Below are 24,832 nucleotides of genomic sequence, written 5' to 3'. Positions count from 1 at the left end.
CGCTCACGTCGGCTGCACCGGTGGTGACGGCCTGGATCACTGGGCCGGGATGACCGAGCCCTGGTACTTCTGCTGGATGAAGTCCTTGACCTTCTGGTCCTGCAGCAGCTTGCCGAGGGTGACGATGTTGGCGTCCTTCTCGTGGCCGCTCGGCACGACCAGGCCGTTGACGTACGGGTTACCCTCGGTCTTCTCCAGCACCAGCGCCTCCGACGCGGGCTTGAGACCGGCCTCGATGGCGTAGTTGCCATTGATGACCGCGGCGTCCACGTCCTCCAGCGAGCGCGGGAGCTGCGCCGCCTCCAGCGGCTTGAACTGCAGGTTCTTCGGGTTCTGCGCCACATCGCGCTCGGTGGCGGCGGTGCCGACGCCGTCCTTGAGCGTGATCAGGCCGTTGTCGGCGAGCAGCTTGAGCGCGCGGCCCAGGTTGGTGGCGTCGTTGGGCAGCGCCACGGTGGCCCCGCTGGGCAGCGCCGACACGTCGGTGACCTTCTTGGAGTACAGGCCGAGCGGCTCCAGGTGGACGCCCGCGACGAAGGTCAGGTTCGTGCCCTTGCTCTTGTTGAAGTCGTCGAGGTACGGCCGGTGCTGGAAGTAGTTGGCCGTCAGCTTGCCCTCTTCGAGCTGCACATTGGGCTGCACGTAGTCGGTGAACTCGACGACTTCGAGCTTGAGCCCGGCGGCGGGGGCGAGGTTGTCCTTGACGAAGTTGAGGATCTCCGCGTGCGGCACCGGATTGACGCCCACCTTGATCACGTCGTCGGCGGACTCGGCCTGCGTGGGGCCGGTCGCCGACTGCGACGTGCCGCATGCGGCGAGCGACAGAGCCAGCGCGACAGCACCCACAATGCGGTGAATTTTCATGATTTTTCCTTACTTGTGCGATAGGCGCCGAGCGACCCAGTCGCCCAGGCTCTGCAGGACTTGCACGATGACGAGCAGCAGCACGACCGTCACGATCATCAGGAGCGTCTCGAACCGCTGGTAGCCGTACCGGACGGCCAGGTCGCCGAGCCCGCCGCCGCCGAGCGTGCCGGCCATGGCGGAGTAGCCGATGAGCGCCACCACGGTCACGGTCAGGCCCGCGACCAGGCCGGGCAGCGCCTCGGGCAGCAGGACCTTGCGCACGATCGCGGTCCTGCTCGCGCCCATGGCCTGCGCCGCCTGCACGACGTCCTTGCCGACCTCGCGCAGCGCGGTCTCGACCAGCCGGGCATAGAACGGCACCGCGCCGACGGTCAGCGGCACCACGAAGGCGGCCGTCCCGATGGTGGTCCCGACGACCAGCCGGGTGAACGGGATGATCGCGATCATCAGCACGATGAACGGCAGCGAGCGCCCCACGTTCACGACGAACCCGAGCGCGGACTTCAGCGCGGGCAGCGGGCGCAGGCCGTCGCGGTCGAACACCACCAGCGCCACGCCGAGCGGCAGCCCGAGCAGCAGCGTGAACAGCGTGGACCAGCCGACCATGGCGGCCGTCTCCAGCGTCGCCGGGCCCAGCAGCGGCAGCATCTCTTCCCAGGTCACGCGGCCTCCCCCGCTTCCTCCACGATCAGCCCGCAGTCACGCAGGTACGCCAGCGCCGCCTGCCGGTCGGAGCCGTCGAGCACGACGCGCAGCCGGCCGACCGAGCCGCCCGCCAGGTCCTCGATGGAGCCGCCGAGGATGCTGAGGTCCACGTCGAACTTGCGCACCACCTCCGACACCACGGGCTGGCGCGGGTCGCCGGTGAACGTCAGCGTCACCGACCCCGCGGGCGCGGGCTCGGGCAGCGGGAAGATCTCCCTGGTCAGCCGGGAGCCCGGGGTCCTGATGAGGTCGGCGATGGCGCCGGACTCCTCGATGCGGCCGCGCGACATGATGGCGACCGAGTCGCAGACGCTCTTGACCACGTTCATCTCGTGGGTGATGAGCAGGATCGTCAGGCCCAGCTCGGTGTTGAGCCGCTTGAGCAGGGCGAGGATCGACTGCGTGGTACCCGGGTCGAGCGCCGAGGTGGCCTCGTCCGACAGCAGCACCGACGGGTTGCCCGCCAGGGCCCTGGCGATGCCGACGCGCTGCTTCTGGCCGCCGGAGAGCTGGTGCGGGCGGTCCTTGCCGCGCCCCTCTAGGCCGACCAGCTCCAGCAGCTCGGCCACCCTGCGCTCGCGCTCGGCCTTGGGCACGCCCATGATCTCCAGCGGGAAGGCCACGTTCCCCGCCACCGTGCGCGAGGAGAGCAGCGCGAAGTGCTGGTGGATCATGCCGATGCGCTGCCTGGCGCGGTTGAGCTCGCGGTCGCCGAGCGCGGTCAGGTCCTGTCCCGCGACGGTGACGGTGCCCGCGGTGGGGCGTTCGAGCAGGTTGACGCAGCGCAGCAACGTGCTCTTGCCGGCGCCGCTCTGGCCGAGCACGCCGTAGATCTCGCCTTCGCGCACATGCAGATCGACGCCGTCGAGCGCGACGGTGTCGCCGTACTGCTTGCGCAGGCCGGAAGCCTGGATCACGGAGAATCCCCACGACTGAGGGCGGCCGCGTGGCGGGCCGCGGGAACGAACATCACCGGAAGGGCTGGCGCGCGCCTGAGGCGCGCCGAAGTCAGTGCATGCCGGGGTGGAAGGGCAGGTGACTCAGCCTGCGCAGCACGTGACCTGGTCTGATCATGACGACCTTCGACTTCGAGGAACGGGCGGGTGGGTCTGCTTCTAGCGGGCCGGCATTCGCCCCATACGCATGCGGCGACACGCGGCGCCCTCGGGGACGCAGCGATCGGTCGCGTATGCCTCGTTCACGCCCGGGTCAACGACGGTGATCTTTTCCGCTATTCCCGGTCTTTTCAGTGATATACGTCACGCCCGGCGATGGCCCCACGCGCACGACCGCCCCGCCGTAGGCCGGGAGGCGATGGGCAGAGGGGCGGCGAAAGCAGGCGGGCCTCCCCCGACAGGGCCTCCCTCAAAGGGCTGGCACACGCCCGCCCCAGGCAGGCCAGATGACCAGGTGTGGACGGGCGGCGGAAGCCAGCAGGCCCCCGAAGAGCCGCGCACACAGCCGCCCCGCCTGCACAGCAGGACGGGAGCAGTAAGGGACGGAGCCGGGCACGGCCCCCGAAGGGCCACACACAACAGCCCCACCCTGCGCAGCACGCCAAAGCGGGCAGAAGCGGTAGGGCGGCGAAAGCAGGCAGGGTGTTATCGAAGTGACGCCCACACAGCCGTCCCACCACAACCCGGGAGACCGGGTGCGAGCAGGGGCGGGGGTGCGGGCCTGGCGCACCTTCTCGGTGTAGTACGGCCAGTCCCACGGCTCGATCGGGAACCCGGCCTGCTCCGCCAGCGCCTCGGCCTCCTTCTTCGCGTTGCGCATGGCCGGGCCGACGAGCTGGCCGAGCATCTCCTCGACCGCCTCGACGGGTTGCTGCTCACGGCGCGACGCAGAGAGCCGACGACGCAGGCGATACAGGGCGCAGGCGCAGAGCGCGCGGACGCGGGGCGCGGGGCGCGGGAGCGCGGACGCGTGGGGGCGGGGCGCAGGGCACTGGGCGCGTGGGGGCGCGGTTCCTCGACCGTGGCGGCGGGCAGGACGGCCCCGCCGTACTCCGCCTCGGGCCGCCGGACATGACCGCCCCGCCGTACCCCAGGAGGCCAGGTACGGCGGGGCGGTGGCTCGTGGCGCGGCACGGGCCGGGCGGCGGTCAGGCCGCGACGGTGGTCGCGACCTCGGCCGGGCTGAGCGCGATGTCGAGGACCTCGCGCACGTCGCTCACCGTGTGGATGGTGAGCTCCTTGCGGACCTCCTCGGGCACGTCGTCGAGGTCGGGCTCGTTGCGCGCCGGGATGAGGACGGTCGTGATGCCGGCCCGGTGGGCGGCGAGCAGCTTCTGCTTGACACCGCCGATCGGCAGCACGCGCCCGGTCAGCGAGATCTCGCCGGTCATGGCGACGTCGCTGCGGACCAGCCGGCCGGACAGCAGCGAGGCCAGCGCCGTCGTCAGCGTCACGCCGGCGGACGGTCCGTCCTTCGGCACGGCGCCCGCGGGGAAGTGCACGTGGACCGAGCGGTCCTTCAGCGCGGTGACTGGCAGCTCCAGCTCCGCGCCGTGGGAGCGCAGGTAGGACAGTGCGATGCGGGCCGACTCCTTCATCACGTCGCCGAGCTGGCCGGTCAGCGTGAGCCCTGTCTCGCCGGTCTCGGGGTCGGCCAGCGACGCCTCGACGTACAGGACGTCTCCGCCCGCCCCTGTGACGGCCAGGCCGGTGGCCACGCCGGGGACGGAGGTGCGCTGCTTGTTCTCCGGCAGCGACGACTCGGGCACGAACCTCGGCCGTCCGAGGTAGTCGACCAGGTCCTCCTCGCGTACGGTGACGGGCAGCTCGTCCTTGGCCGCGATCTTGCGCAGGATGCGGGCGACGGAGCGTTCGAGCGAGCGCACGCCCGCCTCGCGGGTGTACTCGGCGGCCAGCTTGCGCAGCGCCGGCTCCTCGACCGTGACCTCCTCGGCCGTGAGCCCGGCCAGCTCCAGCTGCCTGGGGACCAGGTGGTCGCGGGCGATGGCGACCTTCTCGTCCTCGGTGTAGCCATCGAGCGTGACGACCTCCATGCGGTCGAGCAGCGGCCCGGGGATGGCCTCCAGCACGTTGGCGGTGGCCAGGAACAGCACGTCGGACAGGTCGAGCTCGACCTCGAGGTAGTGGTCGCGGAACGTGTGGTTCTGGGCCGGGTCGAGCACCTCGAGCAGGGCGGCCGTGGGGTCGCCGCGGTAGTCGGCGCCGACCTTGTCGACCTCGTCGAGCAGCACCACCGGGTTCATGGAGCCGGCCTCGCGGATGGCGCGGACGATGCGGCCGGGCAGCGCGCCGACGTAGGTGCGGCGGTGGCCGCGGATCTCGGCCTCGTCGCGTACGCCGCCGAGCGCGACGCGGACGAACTTGCGGCCCATCGCGCGCGCCACGGACTCGCCGAGCGAGGTCTTGCCGACTCCGGGAGGGCCGGCGAGCGCCAGCACGGCGCCGCTGCGGCGGCCGCCCACCACGCCGAGCCCCTTGTCCTGGCGGCGCTTGCGCACGGCCAGGTGCTCGATGATGCGGTCCTTGACGTCGGCGAGGCCGGTGTGGTCGGCGTCGAGCACGGCCCGCGCGTTGGCGAGGTCGTAGTTGTCCTCGGTGCGGACGTTCCACGGCATGTCGAGCACGGTGTCGAGCCAGGTGCGGATCCAGCCGGTCTCGGGCGACTGGTCGGGGGTCCGCTCCAGCTTGTCGACCTCCTTAAGCGCGGCCTCGCGCACCTTGTCGGGCAGGTCGGCGGCCTCCACGCGGGCGCGGTAGTCCTCCTCCTCGCTCTCGGCGGAGTCGCCGTTCAGCTCCTTCAGCTCCTTGCGGATGGCGTTGAGCTGCTGGCGCAGCAGGAACTCGCGCTGCTGCTTCTCCATGCCCTCCTGGACGTCCTTGCGGATCGTCTCCGCGACGTCGAGCTCGGCCAGGTGCTCGCGGGACCACTCGATGAGCTTGGCCAGCCGCTCCGCCGGGTCGGGCTGCTCGAGCAGCTCGACCTTCTGCGCGGTGCTGAGCCACGGGGTGTAGCCGGAGCTGTCGGCGAGCACCGAGGGGTCGTCGATCTGGTTGACCTGATCGACCACCTGCCAGGCGCCGCGCTTCTGCAAGATCGTGGTGGCCAGCGCCTTGTACTCCTTGGCCAGCTCGTGGGCGCGGTCGCCGGCGGGGACGGGATCGATGGTGTCGGCCTCCACCCACAGCGCGGCGCCGGGGCCGGTCGTGCCGGTGCCCACGCGGACGCGGTCGACGCCGCGCACCACCGCGGCGGGCTCGCCGCCCGGCAGCCTCCCGACCTGCTCCACGACGGCACTGACGCCGATGGCGCCGTAGCGGCCGTCTATGCGGGGAACGAGGAGGACCCGTGGCTTGTTGCCACCGGATGCACGGGCCGCCTCGATCGCAGCGCGCACCTCGGAGTCGGACAGGTCCAGCGGAACCACCATGCCCGGCAGGACGACGGCGTCGTCAAGCGGCAGGACCGGCAGGGTCAAGCTCTCACTCATGCGAACTCCAAAGGGTTGAGTTATACCGACTCAATTCATTGGAGCCTCGCATTGTTCCCTTCCTTGCCGATGTTCGCTCACGGCGATCGTAATGATGTAAGCCATACCTAGGGTTGAGTCAGGATCAGACCTCGGTGTGACGACTCCGGCGAAGGTCGCGATTTATTGTTGAGCAGGCGTTTCCTCTGCTCCTCCCCCGCTCGCCGGAGGAGCTGGTGACCGGACGGGGGTGTCGTGAAGAAGGGGGCGGTGCGGCGCACGACGAGTGCCCTGGTGCAGCCGTTCGCGCTCGCTCTCTACCGGGGCGACGCCGACCCGATGCCGCAGGGGCGCCGGCTGACCTTCCGCGTGCCGCAGCCGGTGCAGAGAGTGCTGCCGCTGCGCACCATCAACCTCGTGCGGATCGCGGACGGTCTGGTGGCGCTCTGGCTGTACAACGTGACCCTCTCGTGGATCGTGCAGTCGGATACCCGGACCGGGATGACGGCGCGCGACGGGCTCCCCATGCCCGTCACCGACTCCTACCCCACGCTGGCCGCGATCTGTATCGCGCTTCCCGTGGCCCTACGCCACCGCTGGCCGCTGGCCGCCTGGAGGTGGGCCTTCGCGACGACGCCCTTCATCGTCTCGGTCGAGCTCAACCGCATGCCTGGCCTCACCCCCTATCCGGACGGGCTGGCCATCGCCTACCCGCTGGTGCTCTACTCCGTGGCCGTGCGTTGCGAGCGGCGCATCACGGTGGGCGTATGGGTTCTCACGGTGCTGGCGGCGTGGATCATCCACCCCAACTCCATGCCGCTGGTCGCCGTCTTCACGACGGTCGCGCTGCTGTTCGGCTACAACGTACGCGTGCGGCGCAGCGCCACCGCCAAACTCGTCGAGGAGGAGCGGCGCACCAAGCAGGCCGAGAGCGCGCAGGCGGTGCTGGAAGAGCGGGCCCGCATCGCGCGTGAGCTGCACGACGTGGTCGCGCACCACATGTCGGTGATCGCCATTCAGGCCGAGGCGGTGCCGCTCAAGGCGGCGGGCGACCCCGCGCAGTTAGAGGCGGGGCTCGCCGAGATCAGAGGGCTGTCCCTCGAGGCCATCGCGCAGCTGCGCCAGGTGCTCGGCGTGCTGCGCGACCCCACCGGGCGGGCCGACACCGCGCCGCAGCCGGGGCTCGACCGCATCGACGAGCTGGCCGCCAACGCGCGCGCCGCCGGGCTCGCGGTGCTGGTCAAACGGAGCGGGGAGCTGAGCGGGCTGCCGTCGGCGGTGGAGCTGTCGGCGTACCGGATCGTCCAGGAGTCTCTGTCGAACGTGATGCGGCACGCGCCCGGGGCGGCCGTCGCCGTCGACATCGCCCGCGTGGGCGACGAGCTCCACGTCACCATCACCAACGGCCCCAGCCCTGCCCTGCCGTCCGGCTCGGACCCGGAGCGGCCCGGCACCGCCCTGGCACCCGGCCACCGCCCGGTCGGCGAGCTCGGACAGGGCAGCGCTTCTAGGAACGGTCAGTGGGACGTCGGCGGGCCTTGGGACGACGGTGAGCCGGGGGGCATCGGCAGGTCTACGGAGGTCGGCGAACCTGGGGACGCCGGCGGGCCCGGGATCATCGGCAAGCCCAGGGAGGTCGGTGAGCCTGGGGAGGTTGGCGGCTCTGGCAAGGGCGGTTCGTTCGTGAGGCGCGGCGAACCCGGTAAGGGTGGCGAGCCTGGGAAGGGCGGCGAACTCGCGAAAGATGGCGGAAGTCGGCGCGGCGATGCGCCGGACCACGGGCTCACGCGAGCCGATGCGACAGGCGGCAAGAGCCGGCGAGCCAGGGTGCCGGACGACGGGGCCACGCAGGCCGGTCCGGCAGGCGGTGGGACTCGGCGAACCCGCGAGCCGAGCGACGGGGCTTCACGAGCCGGTTCGACGGGGAGCGGGCATGGGCTCATCGGCATGCGGGAACGGGTGGCGCTGCTCGACGGCACGTTGAAGGCAGGTCCCGTGCCCGGTGGCGGGTTCGAGGTACGGGCCACGTTACCGATCGCGGGAAGGGAGAGCGCGTGATCAGGGTGCTGATCGCGGACGATCAGGGCATGGTGCGCACCGGGTTCACGGTGTTCCTGAGCGGCCAGCCGGACATCGAGGTGGTGGGCGAGGCGGCCGACGGGCGCGAGGCCGTCGAGCGGGCCGCCGAGCTCAAGCCCGACGTGGTCCTGATGGACGTGCGCATGCCGGTCATGAACGGCCTTGAGGCGACCCGGCAGCTCATGGCCCGCGACATCGGGGCGAAAGTGCTCATCCTGACGACGTTCGACCTCGACGACTACGTCTATGAGGCGCTGCGGGCGGGGGCGAGCGGGTTTCTGCTGAAGGACGCATCGGCGGCGCAGCTCGTGGAGGCCGTACGCGTGGTCGCGGCCGGGGAGGCGCTCCTCGCGCCGGCCATCACCAAGCGGCTGATCACCGAGTTCGCCCGGCTCGGCTCGCCGCGCCCGGTGCCGGGGCGGCGGCTCGACGAGCTGACCGAGCGGGAGACCGAGGTGCTCCTGCTGGTCGCCCAGGCGCTGTCCAACCAGGAGATCGCCGAAAAGCTGTTCGTGGCCGAGCAGACGGTCAAGACGCACGTGGGGCGGGTGCTGATGAAGTTAGGCCTGCGCGACCGCGCCCAGGCGATCGTCTATGCCTACGAATCCGGCCTCGTCCGCCCCGGCGAGTGACCATGCACCCGGCCAGTGGCGAGCGGTCTGTGATACGTGGCCGATGACACGGCGGGCCAGTGGCGCGCGGTCTGTGACACGGCTGGCCGGTGGCCCGGGCCCGAAGCCGGTGGCACGGGGGCCCGGCCGGGGCACGGGGAACGGGTCCGCCGCTGGCCGGGAGGCTAGGGCGCGGTCGGATCTGCCACCGACCAGGACGCCTGCGCCACGAACTCCGGATGGCCACACGGCCGCTCTCCGTCGGGCCACACGGCCGCTCTTCGTCGGGCCACGCGAGGGCCAACGTCGCGACCCCGTCGGGAGCAGTCCTGAACAGAGTCGCGTGGGGCGGTGTGAAGGTGCACTTGCGGCGGCCGGGGTGGTTTTCCGGGAGGCGGTGGGGTCGTACAGTCGGCGAGTGGATCCCGTTGAGCTCTTTCACGAGGTGGCGGCCACCGTGCCCGCCTACGGCAGGTTCCTGGCCGAGCATCAGGTCGATCCGGCGAGGGTGCGGACGCTCGCGGACTTCGCGACGTTGCCGATGACGACCAAGGACGGCTACACGCGCCGCCATCCCCTGCCCGACCTGTGCAGGAACGGTGTGATCGGGGACATGGTCGCCGTGTCGTCGGGATCGACGGGCGAGCCGTCGTTCTGGCCGCGCTCGGCGTCGGACGAGCGGGTGATCACGGACCGGTTCGCGGAGGTGTTCGGCGACGCGTTCGGGGCCCGCGAGCGGCGCACGCTGGCGGTGGTGTGCTTCGCGCTCGGCACGTGGGTGGGCGGGCTGTTCACGGTGAGCTGCTGCCGTCACCTGGCCGAGCGCGGGTTCCCGATCACGGTGGTCGCGCCGGGCACCGACCGGCGGGAGATCCGGCGGGTGCTGCCCGCGCTGGCCCCGTACTTCGATCAGGTGGTGCTGCTTGGCTACCCGCCGTTCCTGAAGAACGTGATCGACACCGAGGACCTGCCGTGGCACGAGTGGGACCTCAAGCTGGTGACGGCGGGCGAGGTGTTCAGCGAGGAGTGGCGGGCGCTGGTGGCCGAGCGGGCGGGCATCGCCGACCCGCTGCGCGGCATCGCCTCCCTGTACGGCACCGCCGACGCCGGCGTGCTGGGCAACGAGACGCCGCTGTCGGCCGAGATCCGCCGTTTCCTGTCGGGCAGGCCGGACCTGGCGAGAGAGATCTTCGGCGAGTCGCGGCTGCCGACCCTCGTCCAGTACGACCCGCGGGTCCGCTACTTCGAGGAGCACGAGGGCACGCTGCTGTTCACCGGCGACAACGGCGTCCCGCTGATCCGCTACCACATCGCCGACGAGGGCGGCGTGCTGCCGTACGACAGGCTGCTGTCGTACGTCGCGGAGCACGGGTTCAAGCCGTCGGCGAGCGGCCCGGAGCGGCCGTTCGTGTACGTGTTCGGCCGCAGCCACTTCACGGTCTCCTTCTACGGCGCGAACGTCTACCCGGAGAACATCGCGGTCGGCCTGGAGCAGCCGGAGGTGAGCGGGGCGGTGACCGGCAAGTTCGTGCTGGAGGTGGCCGAGGACGAGCGCCGCGACCGGGCCCTGACGGTCACGGTGGAGCTGATGCCGGGCGTACGGCCGTCGGAGGAGGTGGCGGCGGCCGCGGGCGAGGCGATCCTGGGCCGGTTGCTCCGGCTGAACAGCGAGTTCGCCGCCTACGTGCCTCCCGAGCGGCAGCGGCCGGTGATCCGGCTGCGCGAGGCCGGCGACCCGGAGTACTTCCCTCCGGGCGCCAAGCACCGTTACACCCGCTAGCTCCCGGGGGCTCCCCTTTGCGTGATCAGCGCCGCTGCGCCGCATCCCCGGTCGTGCCAGGTCCGAGGCCGGTCAGCCCGCCAGGGCCGCGGCGATTCTGCTTTCGGCCCACGGCACCATGAGGAAGCCGCGTTTGACGGTCAGCACCTGCACTCCGGCCGTCCACGACTGGATGCCGGGTACGGAGGCCAGCGTGCGCGAGGTGAAGTGGTGCAGGTCGGCGGTGGTGGGGACGATGACCTCGCAGATGAGCGAGGCCTGCCCGAGCACCGACGCGATCATGCGGACGCCGCGTTCGCCGGACAGCCGCTCGGCCACGCTGTCCTGCATGCTCGGCTCGATGGACAGCCAGAACAGGATCTCGGCCTCGTAGCCGAGGGCGGCGGCGGGGATGAACGTGGTGACGCTGGCGCAGCCGCGTTCGAGCATGGCCTCGAGCCGCCTCCTGGCGGTGCTCTCGCTGATGCCGATGCGCCGGCCGACGGACTGGAAGCTGGCCCGGCCGTCGTCGCGGAGCGCGGCGAGCACTTCGCGGTCGACGTCGTCGAGGTGCCCGGGTTCGCAGGTGTGGCCGGGCATGGGCGTGGCGAAGGCGCTCGCGCCCTGCCCGAGCAGCGGCGCGCTCCAGTCGTAGCTCACCTTGTACGTGTGCAGCACCAGGTCGGCGTTGCTCTGCTGCGCCCCGGGGATGGACTGGACGAAGTCGACCAGCATCGAGTACAGGTCGCGGTGTTTGGGTGCGACCAGCTCGAACACGATGTCGTAGCCGCCGGTGACGATGGTGACGTACCGGATGTCGGGGTTGGCGGCCAGCAGGCCCGCCACCCTGAGCTGGCTGCCGGGCGCGCAGGTCAGCCGTACGAGGAACACGTGGACGGGTCCTTCGTGCTCCAGGTGCGGCAGCACCGCGACCCGGGCCAGGCCGGCGCTGAACAGGTGCTGGGCCCGCCGCGCCACCGTCGTGGTGGAGGTGCCGATGAGCTGGGCGATGTCGGTCCAGCTCGCCCGGCCGTTCACGTGGAGCGCGGCGAGGATCTTGCGGTCGAGGTCGTCGAGATCTTCCATCGGGGGCATCATCGCGCGATCAGGGCCGTTCTCGCACCTGCCGCGCGCCACCCGGCTCCTCGCTGACAGAGCCGGCGGAACCCGAGGAGCCGGACGCGCCGGCGAGCGCTCTGGCGAGGAAGTCGCGGACGGTGGCCTCCCACAGCTCGGCCTCCTCGACCTGCGGCGAGTGCCCGGACTTCTCGAAGATGCGCAGCTCGGCACCCGGGATGAGGCGGGCGATGGTCTCGCTGCACTCGGGCGGCGTGATCCAGTCGTGGCGGCCGACGGTGACGAGGGTCGGCGCGGTGATGCCGGGCAGCAGGTGCTTGATGTCGTAGTTCGGCTGGTTGTGGGCGAAGGCGTAGTTGTGCGTCTGGTAGTGGTACGGGGTGGCGGCCACGCGCTGCTCGACCTTGGCGGGGTCGTAGTCGTGGTCGTACAGGGGGAGGATCTCGCGCCAGCAGTCGCGCAGGTCGTCGTCGTCGCGGACGGTGCCCGACATGATGCGGTCGAGCTTGTCGCGGTCGATCGTCACCCGGGAGGAGGCGGCGGCGTTGCGGATGGCGAGGTCCTGGTTGGCGTTGTCGGCCGAGGTGTCGCGCAGGACCAGGGCGCTGACGCGGTCGGGGTGGCGGGCGGCGTACTCCATGGCGATGAAGCCGCCGTACGAGCCGCCGGCCATGACGATCTTCTCGGCGCCGATCCACTGGCGCAGGCCCTCGACGTCGGCCACCCACTGCTCGTGGGTGAACGGCCCGTTGAGCCCGCTGGCCCCGGAACCTCTCGCGTCGAAGACGAGCACCCGGTAGGCGTCGGCGAGGCGGCCGAAGCTGGCCTTGGGTTCGGCGAGCGAGCCGAGTCCGGGTGCGCCGTGGTGGGCGATGACGACGTGCTCGCCGTCGCCGAGTATCTCGACGTTGAGGCGGTTGCCGTTGATGTCGACGTACACAGGTGTCCTCTCTCAGATGACGACGTCGGTGAGCTCGCGCGGGTACGCGGTGAGCCGGCGCGGACCCGACTCGGTGACGAGCACGGTGTCGGAGATGCGGTAGCCGGCGTGGCCCGGCACGTAGACGCCGGGCTCGCTGGACAGGATCATGCCGGGGGCGAGTTCGGTGGCGTCGCCGTCGGACAGCCACGGCGGCTCGTGGAAGCCGAGCCCGATGCCGTGCCCCTGGCGGTGGCGCAGGTGCGCGCCGTCGCCGGCCTCCTTGATGACGGCCAGGCAGCGGCGGTTGGCCTCTTCGCAGGTGATGCCGGGGACGAGCGCCTCGGTGCCGATCTCCTGCGCCTCGCGTACGGCCTCGTAGTAGCGGGCCTGCTCGGGCGTGGGCTCGCCGATGACGAACGTGCGCTCGCTTTCGACGAACCGGCCGCCGACGGCGCAGCCGAGCGAGAGCATGAACGTCTCCCCCGCCTTGAGCCGGTCACCGCCGGGCAGCCGGTGCGGCTGGGCGGAGTTGGGCCCGCCGTAGACGAGGCCGCCGGTCAGCATGGGGACGACCACGACGTCCTCGTGGGAGGCGTACATGAGGCGGGAGCCGTAGGAGATGACGTGGCCGGCCAGCTCGGTCTCGGTGGGCAGCTCGCCGCCCGCTTCGAGGGCCTGCCTGACCAGCTCCACGCCGGCGTCGATCATCCGGTCGGCGATGCGGGCGGCCTCCTCGTGCAGCGCGATTTCCTCGGGCTGCTTGCGCAGCCGCACCTGGCCGACGGCGTCGCAGACGCGCCAGCGGGTGCCGGGGAACGCCTCGGCCAGCGCCGCCGTACGGCCGATCGAGGTGGACGGCGCGTACCCGGCCGTGGCGGGGGCGGGGACGTGCGCGGCGAGCACCGCGAACGGCGAGCGGGTGCCGGGGAACTCTGGGTAGGCGAGGATCTCGGCCCTGGCGCCCTGGTCCTCGGCGTACTCGCGTTCGAGGTCGGGCACGAGCAGCACGGGGTCGCCGTCGAGCGGCAGCCAGCAGGCGACCGGGCGCTCGTTCGGGAAGTGGTGGAATCCGGTGAGGTAGGCGACGTCCAGCGGGTCGTCGAGCAGCAGCGCCGCCAGCCCGTCGGCGGCCATGCGGGCGCGCACCCGGTCGAGGGCGCCCGCGTAGAAGGAGCCGGGCAGCCGCTGGGAGAAGGTCATGTGTCGCTCCTGTGGTTGCGGGCGTCGTTGTAGGCCACGGACAGCAGCGTGGTGGAGAGAACGAGCAGCAGGATCGCCAGCGACGGGAACAGCGTGGTCCACCAGGCGGAGGCGAGCGCCCCCGACTGCTGCGCCTTGTGCAGGATGGTCCCCCACGACCAGCTGTTCGGGTCGCCCAGGCCGAGGAAGGAGAGCCCGGCCTCCGACAGCACGGCGCGCGACGTGGTGAGCACGACGGACACGCCGACGACGGGGACGACGCCGGGCAGCAGGTGCTTGCGGACGATCCACCACGACGAGCCGCCGACGACCTTGGCGGCCGACACGAACGGCATGGGCACGATGGCCAGCGCCTGCGAGCGCACCACGCGGGCCACCTCGGGCCAGCTGAACAGCGCGATCACCACGGCCAGCGTGCGCACGCTGGGCCCGGCGAGCGCGGCGACCAGGATCATCAGCGGCAGCACGGGCAGCGACAGCGACAGGTCGACCAGCACGCCGAGCGGGGTGTCGAGGCGGCGGAAGTACGCGGCGCTGACGCCGATGAGCAGGCCGATGCCGATGGCCAGCACGGAGGCGCTGGCGCCGACCGCCATGCTGACCCTGGTGCCCCAGACGACCTGGGCGAAGACGTCCTGGCCGATGTCGTCGGTGCCGAACCAGTGGGCGGCCGAGGGCGGCTGCGAGGTGTCGGGGCCGTATCCCTCGGGGAAGGGCGCGATGAGCGGCGCGAAGATCGCGATGAGCAGCATCAGCAGCAGCACGGCCGCGCTGGCCATGCCGAGCGGGTTGCGGCGGAAGGAGCTCCAGGTCCGCCTGCGCGGGGTGAGCTCCGCTGCGATGGCGGTCATGTGGTGCGCACTCTCGGGTCGAGGATGCCGTAGGCCACGTCCGTGATCAGGTTGGCCACCACGACGGCGGCGGCGAGCAGCACGAACGCGCCCTGCAGGACGGGGAAGTCGAGCTGGCCGACCGCCTCGTAGATGGCGCGGCCGATGCCCGGGTAGGCGTAGATGGTCTCGGTCAGCACCGCGCCGCCGACTAGGGTGCCGAGCTGCAGTCCGGCGATGGTGGTGGTGGGCAGCAGCGCGTTGCGCAGCGCGTGCTTCCACACGACCGTCCCGGGCCGTACGCCCTTGGCCCTGGCCAGCGAGACGTAGTCCTCGCCGAGCGCCTCGATGAGCGTGGTCCGCATGGTCAGCACGTAGCCGCCGAGCTGGATGAGCACCAGCGACAGGCAGGGCAGCACCAGGTGGTGCACCATGCTGACGGTGGCGGCGATGCCGGTGGCGTCGAGGTCCACCGCGCCGCCGATGGGGAACCAGCCGAGCCAGACGCCCAGCACGTACATGAGGAAGATGCCGACGCTGGGCACGAACAGCGACTGGGCGGTGACGCCGGTGAGCTGGATGACCCGGTCGAGCCAGCCCTTGGCCCTGGTGGCGGCGAGCACGCCGAGCGGGATGCCCAGCGCGATCGTCACCACCATGGCCGAGCCGGTGAGGATCAGCGTCCACGGCAGCCGTTCCATCAGCACGGTCGTGACGGGGACCGACTGGCGGAACGACATGCCGAGGTTGCCGTGGAGGAGCTGGCCGAGGTAGTCGACGTACTGTGCGGCCAGGGGCTTGTCCAGGCCGAAGTCGGCGAGCAGCTTCCGGCGCAGCTCCTCGGTCATGTTCGGGTCGGCCACGGCCAGCACCGGGTCGCCCGGCAGCAGGCGGACCAGGAAGAACGTCACCGTGACCGCGAACCACAGGGTGAGCAGGCCGCGGGCCAGCCGTAGGCCGATGAACCGCATATCAGCCCGCCGGCTTCGCCGAGGCGAGGGAGAGCGGGTTCAGGATGGACAGCAGCTCGCTCGGCATCGGCTTGAAGCCGGTCCACTTCGCGGAGTAGGCGATGTTGAACGTCTCCACGTACAGGACGTTGTCGTAGACCTGGTCGTGGATGATGCGGGCGGCCTCCTGGATCGGGCCCCTGGCCTCGTCGACGGTGAGCGCGCGCTGCGCCTTGTCGATGAGCGCGTCCAGCTTGGGGTCCTCGACCTGGGCGTAGTTGATGAACCCACCGGTCTTGAACGCCAGCCCCAGGTTCGCGGGCGGGTTGTCCATGATCGCCCACGATCCGGCGTAGATGTCGAAGTCGCGCTTGGCCGTCTTGTCCAGGTACGTGTTGCGCTCCAGGCCCTGCAGCTCGATCGTGATCCCGGCCTTCTTCGCCGAGTCGCGCACCATGGGCGCCCAGCGGGCGATGTTCGGGTCGGCCTGGTCGTAGATCATGCCGAGCTTGAGGCCGGTCTGCCCCGCCTCGGCGAGCAGCTTCTTGGACTGCTCGGGGTCGAAGGCGTACTCCTTGGACGTCGGGTCGGTCCAGTCGGGCAGGGTGGGGGTGAGCACGCTGGAGTTGGAGGACTTGGCGAAGCCCTTCAGCGCGATGTTCCTGATGGCCTCGTAGTCCACGGCGTGGGCCAGCGCCTGGCGCACGCGCACGTCGTCCAGCGGCTTGCGCTTGGTGTTGTACTGCAGGTGGGCCCAGCCGAGCGAGGGGATCTGCTGGAGCTTGACCTTGGGGTCGTTCTTCAGCTCGGCCGCGGTGGCGGGCGGCAGCACGTTGCCGATGAGGTCGATCTCGCCGTTGCGCAGCGCCAGCACCTCGGTGTTGACGTCGGGGAAGACGCGGAAGACGACCTCCTTGACGGTGGGCTTGCCGGGCCCGAAGTCGTCGACGCGCTCCATGATGTAGCGCTGGCCGCGCTCGACCTTGGTCAGCTTGAACGGCCCCGCGCTCACCCAGTCCTTGTCGTTGGCGAACTTCTGCACGCTCGGGGCCTTCTCGAAGACGTGCTTGGGCACGATCGGCAGCCAGAAGCCCACGTTGTCGAGGAACGTGCCGTCGGGGCGGGTCAGCGTGAAGCGCACCTCGGTGGGCGAGACGGCCTCGGCCTTGTCGAGCGCGGTGATGAGCCCGGCCACGACGCCGAACTGCTCCTTCTGTACCGCCGTGATCGCGAACACCACGTCGTCGGCGGTGACCGGCTTGCCGTCGGACCACTTCATGTCGTCGCGCAGCTTGACGGTGGCGCTCTTGCCGTCCTCCGCGTACGACCACTCGGTGGCGAGGTACGGGGTGCGCTTGCCGGCCTCGTCCATCTGCATGAGGTGGGGGTACATGAGGCTGGTGACCCACGAGTCGGTACGGCTGTTGCCGACCAGCGGGTTGTAGTTGACCACGTCGGCGGTGGTGCCGATGGTCAGCCGGTCGGCCGAGGCCGGAGCGGCCTGCTGTGCGGACGGTGAGCCCGACTGGCCGGGCACGCTGGGGGCGCAAGCCGTGATGGCGGTAAGTGCGGCGGCCAGCGCCGCGGCGAGCGTGACACGTTTCATCAGATCCAGACCTCTTCCAGCACCCGCATGACGTTGCCCCCGACGACCTTGGTGATCTCGTCGTCCGAGTAATCGTGGGCGACGAGCCAGGAGATGATGTTCCAGAAGCATTCGGCCGGGTTCTCCAGGCCGTCCACGTACTCGACCTTCTCGTAGTCGATCCCGGCGTGCGCCTCCCTGATCGACAGGTGGTCGGCGAACGTGTCGTGCAGCCCGACGTGGTCGCCGAAGAGCGTGTCGGGGCCGAAGGCCACGTGGTCGATGCCGACCAGGTCCACACAGTACGTGAAGTGGTCCATGACCGACTCCAGGCTGTGCCTGGGGTGGTTCGGCGACAGCGTGGTGTGCGGGGCCGCCTCCAGGCCGATGACGCCGCCGCGTTCGGCCGCCGCCTTGATGACCTCGTCGGGCTTCATGCGGTTGGTGGGCCAGACCGCGCGGGCGCCGGCGTGGGTGATGAGGATCGGCTTGGTGGAGTGCCTGATCGTGTCGAGCGAGGTCTGGTCGCCGGAGTGCGAGACGTCGATGGCGATGCCGAGCTTGTTCATGCGGCGCACGGCCTTCTCGCCGAACAGGGTCAGGCCGCCGTCGCGGCGCTCCTTCAGGCCGCTGCCGAGCGTGTTGGCCTCGCTGTAGGCGATGCCCATCTGCCGTACGCCGAAGCCGTACAGCATGTCGATCCTGTCGAGCTCGTTCTCGATCATCGTGGCCGCCTCCAGGGCGAGCACGAGGCCCATGCGGCCGCTGTTGTGCGCCTCGTACACGTCGGCGAGGCGTTCGACCTTGATGAGGTAGTCCTGGTGCGCGATGTCCGACAGGCGCATGCCGATGTCGGCGACCACGTCGGTCCACTTCCAGCCGGCCTGGCTGGTGACGCAGCAGGTGCCGTCCATGAGGTTGTCGAAGACGACGGTCATGCCGGAGCGGGCCAGGCCCTCGTAGCCGGTGCGGTGGCGGGCGGTGCGGTTGTAGTCGACGGTCTGGCTGATGTCGTCGGGGAAGACCGACGGGTGGTCGTGCAGGGAGACGACGAGGCTCTCGGTGAGGAGACGGCGTACGCGCTCGGTCTGCTCGGTGGTGAGCTCGGGCCCCTGGTAGGCGGGGACGCGGCCGATCTCGGGGGCCAGGTCGAAGTGCCGGTAGTCGACACCTTCTTCGAGGTACTCGTACGAACGGTAGCCCTTGTAGCTCTTCGCGGCTTCCAGCATCTGGTATCCCCTCTTGTCCGATTGCCGGAAGTTTGCCAGGATCAGGCGCCAAAGACAATATCCGAGTTGTTTTTCGGCAGCAGACCATCCATCAGCGCCAGTATTCGTCACAATCGAGGAGGGGGTGCGGTGAGCGAACCACCGGCCCTGGAGATCCGCGGCCTGCATGTCACCTTCACCGTCCAGGGACGCGAGATCCCGGCGGTCCGCGGGGTCGACCTGACCATCGAGCGCGGCCAGACGCTGGCGCTGCTCGGCGAGTCGGGCTCGGGCAAATCCGTCACCGCGAAGGCCGTCATGGGGCTGCTCGACCAGCCGAACGCCCGCGTACGCTGCGAGTCGGCCAGGCTCGGCGGGCGCGACCTGCTCGCCATGGACGCCGAGCAGCTCAGAGCGCTGCGCGGCAGCGCGATGACGCTCGTCTTCCAGGACGCGCTGTCGGCGCTCAACCCCGTGCTCAGCATCGGCGACCAGATCGGCGAGCTGTTCCGCGTGCACCGCGGCCTGTCGCGCAAGGAGGCGCGGGCCCGCTCCATCGAGATGCTCGACCTCGTCGGCATCCCCGCCGCCGCCAAGCGCATCGACGACTACCCGCACCAGTTCTCCGGCGGCATGCGGCAGCGCATCCTCGTCGCCATGGCGGTGGCGCTGGAGCCCGACCTGATCATCGCCGACGAGCCGACGACCGCGCTCGACGTGACCGTCCAGGCGCAGATCCTGGAGCTCATCGACCGGCTGCGGCGCGAGCTGGGCACCGCCGTGCTGCTCATCACGCACGATCTCGGCGTCGCGGCCGAGGTCAGCGACCGGATCGCGGTCATGTACGCCGGGCGCATCGTCGAGCGCGGCGAGGTCGGCGAGCTGTACGAGCGGCCCGCGCACCCGTACACGGAGGCGCTGCTCGCCGCCGTCCCCGACCTGGACAGCCCGGCATCGGAGCTGCGCGCCATTCCCGGCGCGCCGCCCAGCCCGGCCGAGGTGCCGCCGGGGTGCTCGTTCGCGCCGCGCTGCGCGCGGGCGAGCGAGGTGTGCGGCCGGACCCGGCCGCCGCTCACGGTCCTGCGGGCCGGATCGGACCGTTACGTCGCCTGCCACCACGCGGAGGAGATGCTCGATGGCGCTCTCACCTGACGCCGCCCCCACCAGGACCTCCGAGCAGGAGAGCGAGCCGGTGCTGCGGGCGGTGAACCTGCACAAGACGTACCGGGGCGGCCTGCTGTCCAGGGGCGGCGCCGTACGCGCGGTCTCCGGCGTGGACCTCGACCTCTATCCCGGCGAGACCCTCGGCATCGTCGGCGAGTCGGGCTGCGGCAAGTCCACCCTGGCCCGCATGCTCGTCGGCCTCGAACGTCCCGACGAGGGCGAGGTCACCTTCCGCGGCCGGCCCTTCTTCACCAGGGGCGGCGTGCCGCGCGACATCAGGCGGCGGGTCCAGATGGTCTTCCAGGACCCGCTCACCTCGCTCAACCCGCGCATGACCGTGCACGACATCGTGGCCGAGCCGCTGCGCGTGCACCGCCTGGCGCCGAACTCCCGCGCCATGCGCGAGCGCGTCGCCGAGCTGCTGACCCTGGTCGGCCTGTCGCCCGACCGGATGAGCCGCTTCCCGCACGAGTTCTCCGGCGGCCAGCGGCAGCGGATCGGCATCGCCCGCGCCCTTGCCACCGAGCCCGACGTGATCGTCTGCGACGAGCCCGTGTCGGCGCTCGACATGTCGGTGCAGGCGCAGGTGGTCAACCTCTTCGCCGAGCTGCAGCGCACGCTCGGGGTGGCGCTGGTGTTCATCGCGCACGACCTCGCCGTCGTCCGGCACGTCTCCCACCGGGTGGGCGTGATGTACCTGGGGCGGATGGCGGAGCTGGGCACGGCGGCCGAGGTGTACTCGGCGCCGGCGCATCCGTACACGATGGCGCTGCTGTCGGCGGCGCCCGTGCCGAAGCTCGCCCTGCGCGGCCGCAAGCGCATCATGCTGGCCGGCGACCCGCCGAGCCCGGTGGCGCCACCGCCCGGCTGCCGCTTCCACACCCGCTGCTGGAAGGCCACGGATCGGTGCGGGCAGGTCGAGCCGGCGTTCGAAGAGGTGGACGGCCACTTCGCGGCCTGCCATTACGCCGAACGCCCGGCCTGACGTGGCCTTTTCCTGGCAGCGGAAAGGAGAGGCAGACTTTGCTGACAGACTGTCGTCATCTTCTTGACGCCGCCCGCCGCCGTTTGTGACACTTCGTCATGAAACGCCGGCACGAGCAGAGGTGGGCCGTGACCTCGACCTTCTCCGAAACGCTGCGGAACGCCACGTGGTCCGACCACGAGTCCGCCGAGTCCGGCGGATACCTCGCCGCGCTGATGGCCGGCCGCCTGACCGAGCAGGAATACGGCGAGATGGTGGCCCAGCACTACTTCGCCTACGCCGCGCTCGACGGCGTCTCCCGCGAGCTGGCCGGCCACCCGGTGGCGGGCCGCTTCGTCTTCCCCGAGCTCTATCGGGAGGCGGCGCTGGAACGCGACCTCGCCGCCATCTACGGCCCCGGCTGGCGCGACCGCATCGCGCCGTCGGAGTCCACCCGCGCCCTCGTGGCCCGCATCCGCGAGGTCGCCGGCTGGCCTGGCGGCTACGTCGCCCACCACTACACCCGCTACCTCGGCGACCTGTCCGGCGGCCAGTTCATCCGGATGGAGCTGCAGAAGATCTACGGTTACGGCAGGGGCGGGGGCGTCGACTTCTACGTCTTCGACGAGCTGGGCAGCCTGCCCCGCTTCAAAAGCGAGTACCGCGCCCGCCTCGACGCCCTGGGCGAGGAGCTGGACGAGGCCGAGCGGCAGCGGATGATCGCCGAGGTGCGCCTGGCGTACCGGCTCAACACCGACGTCCTCACCGACCTCCACCGCGTCATCAGGAAGGCCGCGTGATCATCCCTGCTTGACGGGGGCGGAGTGAGCGGGGCGGCCTACGATGGTGGGTATGCCCCGTATCTCGGCCGCCACCATCGGTGAGCATCGCGCGCAGACGCGCGACCGCATCCTGCAGGCCGTCTCCCGGCTGTCGCGGGTGCAGGGCATCGATGAGATCTCGATGACGGACGTGGCCAACGAGGCCGGCATCACGCGAACCGTTCTCTACAACTACTTTCCCGACAAGGCGGCGCTGCTGCTGGCCTTCACCGAGCGGGTGACGCGGTACTTCATCGAGAGCTACGAGCGTGAGCTGCCCGAGAGGGCGTCGCCGGCCGAGCGGCTGCGGGCGTTCGTCAGGCTGCAGCTCGCCGGGCTGCTCGCCCATCCGCATCCCGGGGCCGCCGATCTGAGCGCCGCGCTGGGGCCCGACGCGTACCAGCGGCTGGCCGAGCACGTCGCGCCGATGCAGCAGGTGCTGGCCGGCATCCTGCAGAGCGGGATCGAGGCGGGCGACTTCCGCGTGCTGGATGTGGCGGCCACCGCGCGCATGGTGCTCGCGGTCATCGGGGCCGAGCGGGTGCCGCTCATCAGCGGCGACGTCACGGTGGAGCGAGCCGGGGAGCTGGTGTCGGAGTTCGTGCTCCGGGCGATCGAGCGCCGCTGACGCACCTCGGGCCCAGCCGCGCACCCCCGCGTACGGGTGATCCAGGCCAGGGCTGGATGATGTTCGCATGAGCAACCCGTCCCAGCAGGCCGATGGGCACGTCGCCGTCAAGTCGGCGCGTGGCCGGTGGATCCTGGCGGCGACGGTGCTCGGGTCCGGGCTCGCGCTGCTCGACGGCACCGTGGTGAACGTGGCGCTGCCGTTCCTCGGCCGCGACCTGGACGCCCGCATGGACGGGCTGCAGTGGACGATCAACGCGTACACGCTGACCCTGGCCGGGCTCATCCTGCTGGGCGGCTCGCTCGGCGACCGCTACGGCCGCCGCCGGATCTTCCTCATCGGGGTCGTCTGGTTCGCGGTCGCATCGGCGCTGTGCGGACTGTCGCGGAGCATCGAGATGCTCATCGCGGCGCGCGCCCTGCAGGGCGTCGGCGGGGCGCTGCTCACGCCGGGCTCGCTGGCGATCATCCAGGCGAGCTTCCTGCGGCACGACCGGCCGCGCGCGGTGGGCGTGTGGTCGGGGCTCGGCGGCGTGGCCAGCGCGGTCGGGCCGCTGGTCGGCGGCTGGGTGGTGCAGTCGGCCGGCTGGCGGTGGGCGTTCCTGATCAACCTGCCGTTCGCGGCGCTCATCGTCTTCGTCACGCTGCGGCACGTGCCGGAGAGCCGGGACGAGCAGGCGGCGGGACGCTTCGACGTGCTCGGCTCGGTGCTCGCGGCGCTGGCGCTGGCCGGGCTCACGTACGGGCTGATCGAGCGGGGCGCGGTGGCGCCGCTGGCCGCCGGGGTGGTGCTGGGCGCGGCGTTCGTGGTGGTGCAGGTGCGCAGGTCGCCGGACGCGCTGGTGCCGGTGGGCATCTTCCGCGACCGGGTGTTCACGGCCGTCAACATCGTGACGCTCATCATGTACGCGGCCATGGGCGTGGTGTTCTTCCTGCTGGTGGTGCAGCTCCAGGTGGTGTCCGGGTTCTCGCCCATCGCGGCGGGCATGGCGATGCTGCCCGCGACGATCCTGATGATGCTGCTGTCGGCCAGGGCCGGCGAGCTCGCCAAGCGGTTCGGGCCGCGCACGCCCATGACGCTCGGGATGCTGGCGGCGGGCGGCGGGTTCCTGGCGATGAGCACGATCGGGTTCGGCGCCTCCTACCCGTTCCAGGTGCTGCCCGCGGTGTTCCTGTTCGGGCTCGGGCTGTCGGCGACGGTCGCGCCGCTGACGGCGACCGTGCTCGCCTCGGCCGACGAACGGCACGCGGGCATGGCCAGCGGCGTCAACAACGCGGTCGCGCGCACCGGCGGGCTGCTGGCGGTGGCCGCGGTGCCGCCGCTGGTGGGGCTGGTGGGCGACGCCTTCCAGAACCCGCCGGTGTTCGACGCCGGGTTCAGGACGGCGATGCTGATCTCGGCGGCGATGATGGCCGTCGCGGCGGCGATCACGTGGGTGACGATCAGGTCGAACGTGCTGGCCGCCGGCGACTGACCGCGCCCGCGGCCGGCCCGGAATCAGAACGTGAAGCGCTGGCTGCGGACGCTGTTGTCGAAGTTCGACAGCAGCAGCTCCGGCTCCCCCACCGTGCGGATGCCGGGCAGCCGGGTGAACAGCTCGCGGAACATCGTCCGCAGCTCCTGCCGCGCCAGGTTGGCGCCGAGGCAGAAGTGGGGCCCGGGCCCGCCGAAGCCGACGTGAGGCTTGGTGTCGCGGGTGATGTCGAACGTGTCGGGGTCGGGGAAGACCGACTCGTCGCGGTTGGCGGAGCCGTAGAACAGCACGACCTTGTCGCCCTTCTTCAGCTCCAGCCCGCGCAGCGAGTAGTCCTGGGTGACCGTGCGGCGGAACTGCATGATGGGCGAGACGTACCGGACGATCTCCTCGATCGTGTTGTTGATGTGCGCGTCGAAGTCGCTCAGCAGCAGCTCGCGCTGTGCGGGGTTCTCGGTGAGCAGCCGGATGCCGTGGGCCATCGCGTTGCGGGTCGTCTCGTTGCCGGCGACCAGCAGCAGCGAGAAGAACGAGCCGAGTTCCTTGTCGGTCAGCTTCTCGCCGTCGACGTTGGCGGTGACCAGCAGGGAGACCAGGTCGCCCTTGGGGTTCGCGGCGCGCTCGTGGCCGAGCTTGATGACCATGCGCTGGAGGGCGAGCAGGGCCATCATGTTCTGGCCGGCCATCTGGACGCTGCGCGCCAGGCTGGGGCGCACGCCGGTGTAGGCGGTGGAGATGTCGACATGCTTGTGCACGCGCTCGCGCAGCTCCTGCGGGATGTCCAGCATGTCGCAGATGACGTGGATGGGCAGCCGGGCGGCGACCTGGGAGACGAAGTCGCGCGGGCCGTCCTTGATGACGTCGTCGACGATGCGCTTGCACGCGGCCTCGATATCGCTCTGCAGGCCGGACAGCATCTTCGGACTGAACGAGCGGGTCACGATGCGGCGCAGGCGGGCGTGGCGCGGGTCGTCCATGTTGACCATCGACTCACCGAACACCTGCTTGATCCACCCGGGCGGCTCGGGGTTGGTGACGGCCGGCTCGCTGGAGAAGATCTTCGGATTGCGGCTGGCCTCGACGACGTCGGCATGGCGTACGAGGGCGTAGAAGCCCTTGCCCGAGCGAAGGAACGGCACCTTCTTCTCGGGGAAGAACACCGGGTGCTCCAGTTGCCGGAGCCGGGCGAAAGCCTCGTTCCGCTCCTTCAGCGGCTTGCGCCAGAAATCCAGATCAGCGAGGTCGATGTCCACCCGCCTATCCTGGCACGTTCCCAGGCCGGTCCCGCCACCGACGCCGGACGGAAAGCCCGGATATCACGGGCCTGCGGGACCGACACGGATGTGCATCCTGCCCTTCTGACCCGTTCTCGTAGCGTTCAGCCCTTATTCGTGACGCTTGGTCTTACTGGCGGTACGAACGCGCTGCTCGCCGCTCCCCTGGCGCTCCCCCTCGGCGTGCCCGGGGAGAAGGCGGTGCAGGTGCTCGCCGGGCGGTCCTCCGGCGGGCTCCGGCTGCGCCGCCGGCCGACGCCCGCAGCGGCG

The 24,832-nt window shown here is 70.9% G+C and carries 20 protein-coding genes; 8 read left to right on the top strand and 12 right to left on the bottom strand.

Annotated features, from left to right (window positions below):
• Positions 1-36: 36 nt before the first annotated feature.
• The 4 genes from ACFMQL_RS29185 to lon all read right to left on the bottom strand — a co-directional run bounded on the left by ACFMQL_RS29185 (position 37) and on the right by lon (position 6,037).
• Positions 37-864 carry a MetQ/NlpA family ABC transporter substrate-binding protein gene (locus ACFMQL_RS29185; RefSeq protein ID WP_364054090.1) on the bottom strand — a complete coding sequence of 276 codons (828 nt, stop codon included), beginning with the start codon at positions 862-864 and terminating at the stop codon, positions 37-39.
• A gap of 9 nt (positions 865-873) precedes the next feature.
• A complete protein-coding gene (locus ACFMQL_RS29180) occupies positions 874-1,530 on the bottom strand; it encodes a methionine ABC transporter permease (protein ID WP_364054093.1) in 657 nt (218 codons plus the stop codon).
• A complete protein-coding gene (locus tag ACFMQL_RS29175; RefSeq protein ID WP_364054096.1) occupies positions 1,527-2,489 on the bottom strand; it encodes an ATP-binding cassette domain-containing protein in 963 nt (320 codons plus the stop codon). The genes ACFMQL_RS29180 and ACFMQL_RS29175 overlap by 4 nt, the downstream gene beginning before the upstream one ends.
• A gap of 1,187 nt (positions 2,490-3,676) precedes the next feature.
• Positions 3,677-6,037: an endopeptidase La gene (gene lon / locus ACFMQL_RS29170; RefSeq protein ID WP_364054099.1), complete on the bottom strand. Its 2,361-nt coding sequence runs from the start codon at positions 6,035-6,037 to the stop codon at positions 3,677-3,679.
• 249 nt (positions 6,038-6,286) lie between these two features.
• Here lon and ACFMQL_RS29165 point away from each other — a divergent pair, with 249 nt between their 5' ends.
• The 3 genes from ACFMQL_RS29165 (at position 6,287) to ACFMQL_RS29155 (ending at position 10,486) form a co-directional block, all read left to right on the top strand.
• A complete protein-coding gene (locus tag ACFMQL_RS29165; protein WP_364054102.1) occupies positions 6,287-8,074 on the top strand; it encodes a histidine kinase in 1,788 nt (595 codons plus the stop codon).
• Entirely contained in the window at positions 8,071-8,727 is a 657-nt protein-coding gene (locus ACFMQL_RS29160; RefSeq protein WP_364054105.1) for a response regulator transcription factor, read from the top strand. Before ACFMQL_RS29165 ends, ACFMQL_RS29160 begins: the two co-directional genes overlap by 4 nt.
• A 397-nt stretch (positions 8,728-9,124) precedes the next feature.
• Positions 9,125-10,486, top strand: coding sequence for a phenylacetate--CoA ligase family protein (locus ACFMQL_RS29155; protein WP_364054107.1), 1,362 nt, complete (start codon positions 9,125-9,127; stop codon positions 10,484-10,486).
• A gap of 72 nt (positions 10,487-10,558) precedes the next feature.
• Here ACFMQL_RS29155 and ACFMQL_RS29150 read toward each other — a convergent pair whose 3' ends face one another.
• The 7 genes from ACFMQL_RS29150 to ACFMQL_RS29120 are packed head-to-tail and all read right to left on the bottom strand — an operon-like array spanning position 10,559 to position 18,258.
• A complete protein-coding gene (locus ACFMQL_RS29150) occupies positions 10,559-11,551 on the bottom strand; it encodes an Lrp/AsnC family transcriptional regulator (protein WP_364054110.1) in 993 nt (330 codons plus the stop codon).
• Positions 11,552-11,570: 19 nt separating this feature from the next.
• Positions 11,571-12,482, bottom strand: coding sequence for an alpha/beta fold hydrolase (locus ACFMQL_RS29145; protein ID WP_378787976.1), 912 nt, complete (start codon positions 12,480-12,482; stop codon positions 11,571-11,573).
• Positions 12,483-12,494: 12 nt separating this feature from the next.
• Entirely contained in the window at positions 12,495-13,664 is a 1,170-nt protein-coding gene (locus ACFMQL_RS29140; RefSeq protein WP_378787974.1) for a M24 family metallopeptidase, read from the bottom strand.
• On the bottom strand, positions 13,661-14,515 hold the full coding sequence (locus ACFMQL_RS29135) for an ABC transporter permease (protein WP_364054119.1): 855 nt from the start codon (positions 14,513-14,515) through the stop codon (positions 13,661-13,663). Before ACFMQL_RS29135 ends, ACFMQL_RS29140 begins: the two co-directional genes overlap by 4 nt.
• Positions 14,512-15,465, bottom strand: a complete 954-nt coding sequence (locus ACFMQL_RS29130) for an ABC transporter permease (RefSeq protein ID WP_364054122.1) — start codon at positions 15,463-15,465, stop codon at positions 14,512-14,514. The genes ACFMQL_RS29135 and ACFMQL_RS29130 overlap by 4 nt, the downstream gene beginning before the upstream one ends.
• A gap of 1 nt (position 15,466) precedes the next feature.
• Positions 15,467-17,050, bottom strand: a complete 1,584-nt coding sequence (locus ACFMQL_RS29125) for an ABC transporter substrate-binding protein (RefSeq protein WP_364054125.1) — start codon at positions 17,048-17,050, stop codon at positions 15,467-15,469.
• A complete protein-coding gene (locus ACFMQL_RS29120; RefSeq protein ID WP_378787971.1) occupies positions 17,050-18,258 on the bottom strand; it encodes a dipeptidase in 1,209 nt (402 codons plus the stop codon). The genes ACFMQL_RS29125 and ACFMQL_RS29120 overlap by 1 nt, the downstream gene beginning before the upstream one ends.
• Positions 18,259-18,387: 129 nt before the next feature.
• Here ACFMQL_RS29120 and ACFMQL_RS29115 point away from each other — a divergent pair, with 129 nt between their 5' ends.
• The 5 genes from ACFMQL_RS29115 (at position 18,388) to ACFMQL_RS29095 (ending at position 23,288) form a co-directional block, all read left to right on the top strand.
• Positions 18,388-19,389 (top strand): ABC transporter ATP-binding protein, encoded by a 1,002-nt coding sequence (locus tag ACFMQL_RS29115; protein WP_364054130.1) that lies wholly within the window; start codon positions 18,388-18,390, stop codon positions 19,387-19,389.
• The gene (locus ACFMQL_RS29110; protein ID WP_378787969.1) at positions 19,373-20,386 is read left to right on the top strand and encodes an ABC transporter ATP-binding protein; all 1,014 of its coding nucleotides are present in this window, start codon (positions 19,373-19,375) and stop codon (positions 20,384-20,386) included. Before ACFMQL_RS29115 ends, ACFMQL_RS29110 begins: the two co-directional genes overlap by 17 nt.
• 128 nt (positions 20,387-20,514) lie before the next feature.
• Positions 20,515-21,165 (top strand): heme oxygenase (biliverdin-producing), encoded by a 651-nt coding sequence (locus ACFMQL_RS29105; RefSeq protein ID WP_378787967.1) that lies wholly within the window; start codon positions 20,515-20,517, stop codon positions 21,163-21,165.
• 52 nt (positions 21,166-21,217) lie between these two features.
• Positions 21,218-21,814 (top strand): TetR/AcrR family transcriptional regulator, encoded by a 597-nt coding sequence (locus tag ACFMQL_RS29100; RefSeq protein ID WP_364054139.1) that lies wholly within the window; start codon positions 21,218-21,220, stop codon positions 21,812-21,814.
• A gap of 67 nt (positions 21,815-21,881) precedes the next feature.
• Complete coding sequence (locus ACFMQL_RS29095; RefSeq protein WP_364054142.1) at positions 21,882-23,288, top strand: MFS transporter; 1,407 nt, start codon at positions 21,882-21,884, stop codon at positions 23,286-23,288.
• A gap of 23 nt (positions 23,289-23,311) precedes the next feature.
• Here ACFMQL_RS29095 and ACFMQL_RS29090 read toward each other — a convergent pair whose 3' ends face one another.
• Entirely contained in the window at positions 23,312-24,541 is a 1,230-nt protein-coding gene (locus tag ACFMQL_RS29090) for a cytochrome P450 (RefSeq protein ID WP_364054145.1), read from the bottom strand.
• Between the last annotated feature and the right edge of the window lie 291 nt (positions 24,542-24,832).

It is taken from the genome of Nonomuraea fastidiosa (assembly GCF_042751225.1).
GTDB classification, from domain to species: domain Bacteria; phylum Actinomycetota; class Actinomycetes; order Streptosporangiales; family Streptosporangiaceae; genus Nonomuraea; species Nonomuraea fastidiosa.
The sequence above is the reverse complement of the archived record's forward strand: the minus strand, read 5'-3'. Positions and strand labels throughout refer to the sequence as shown.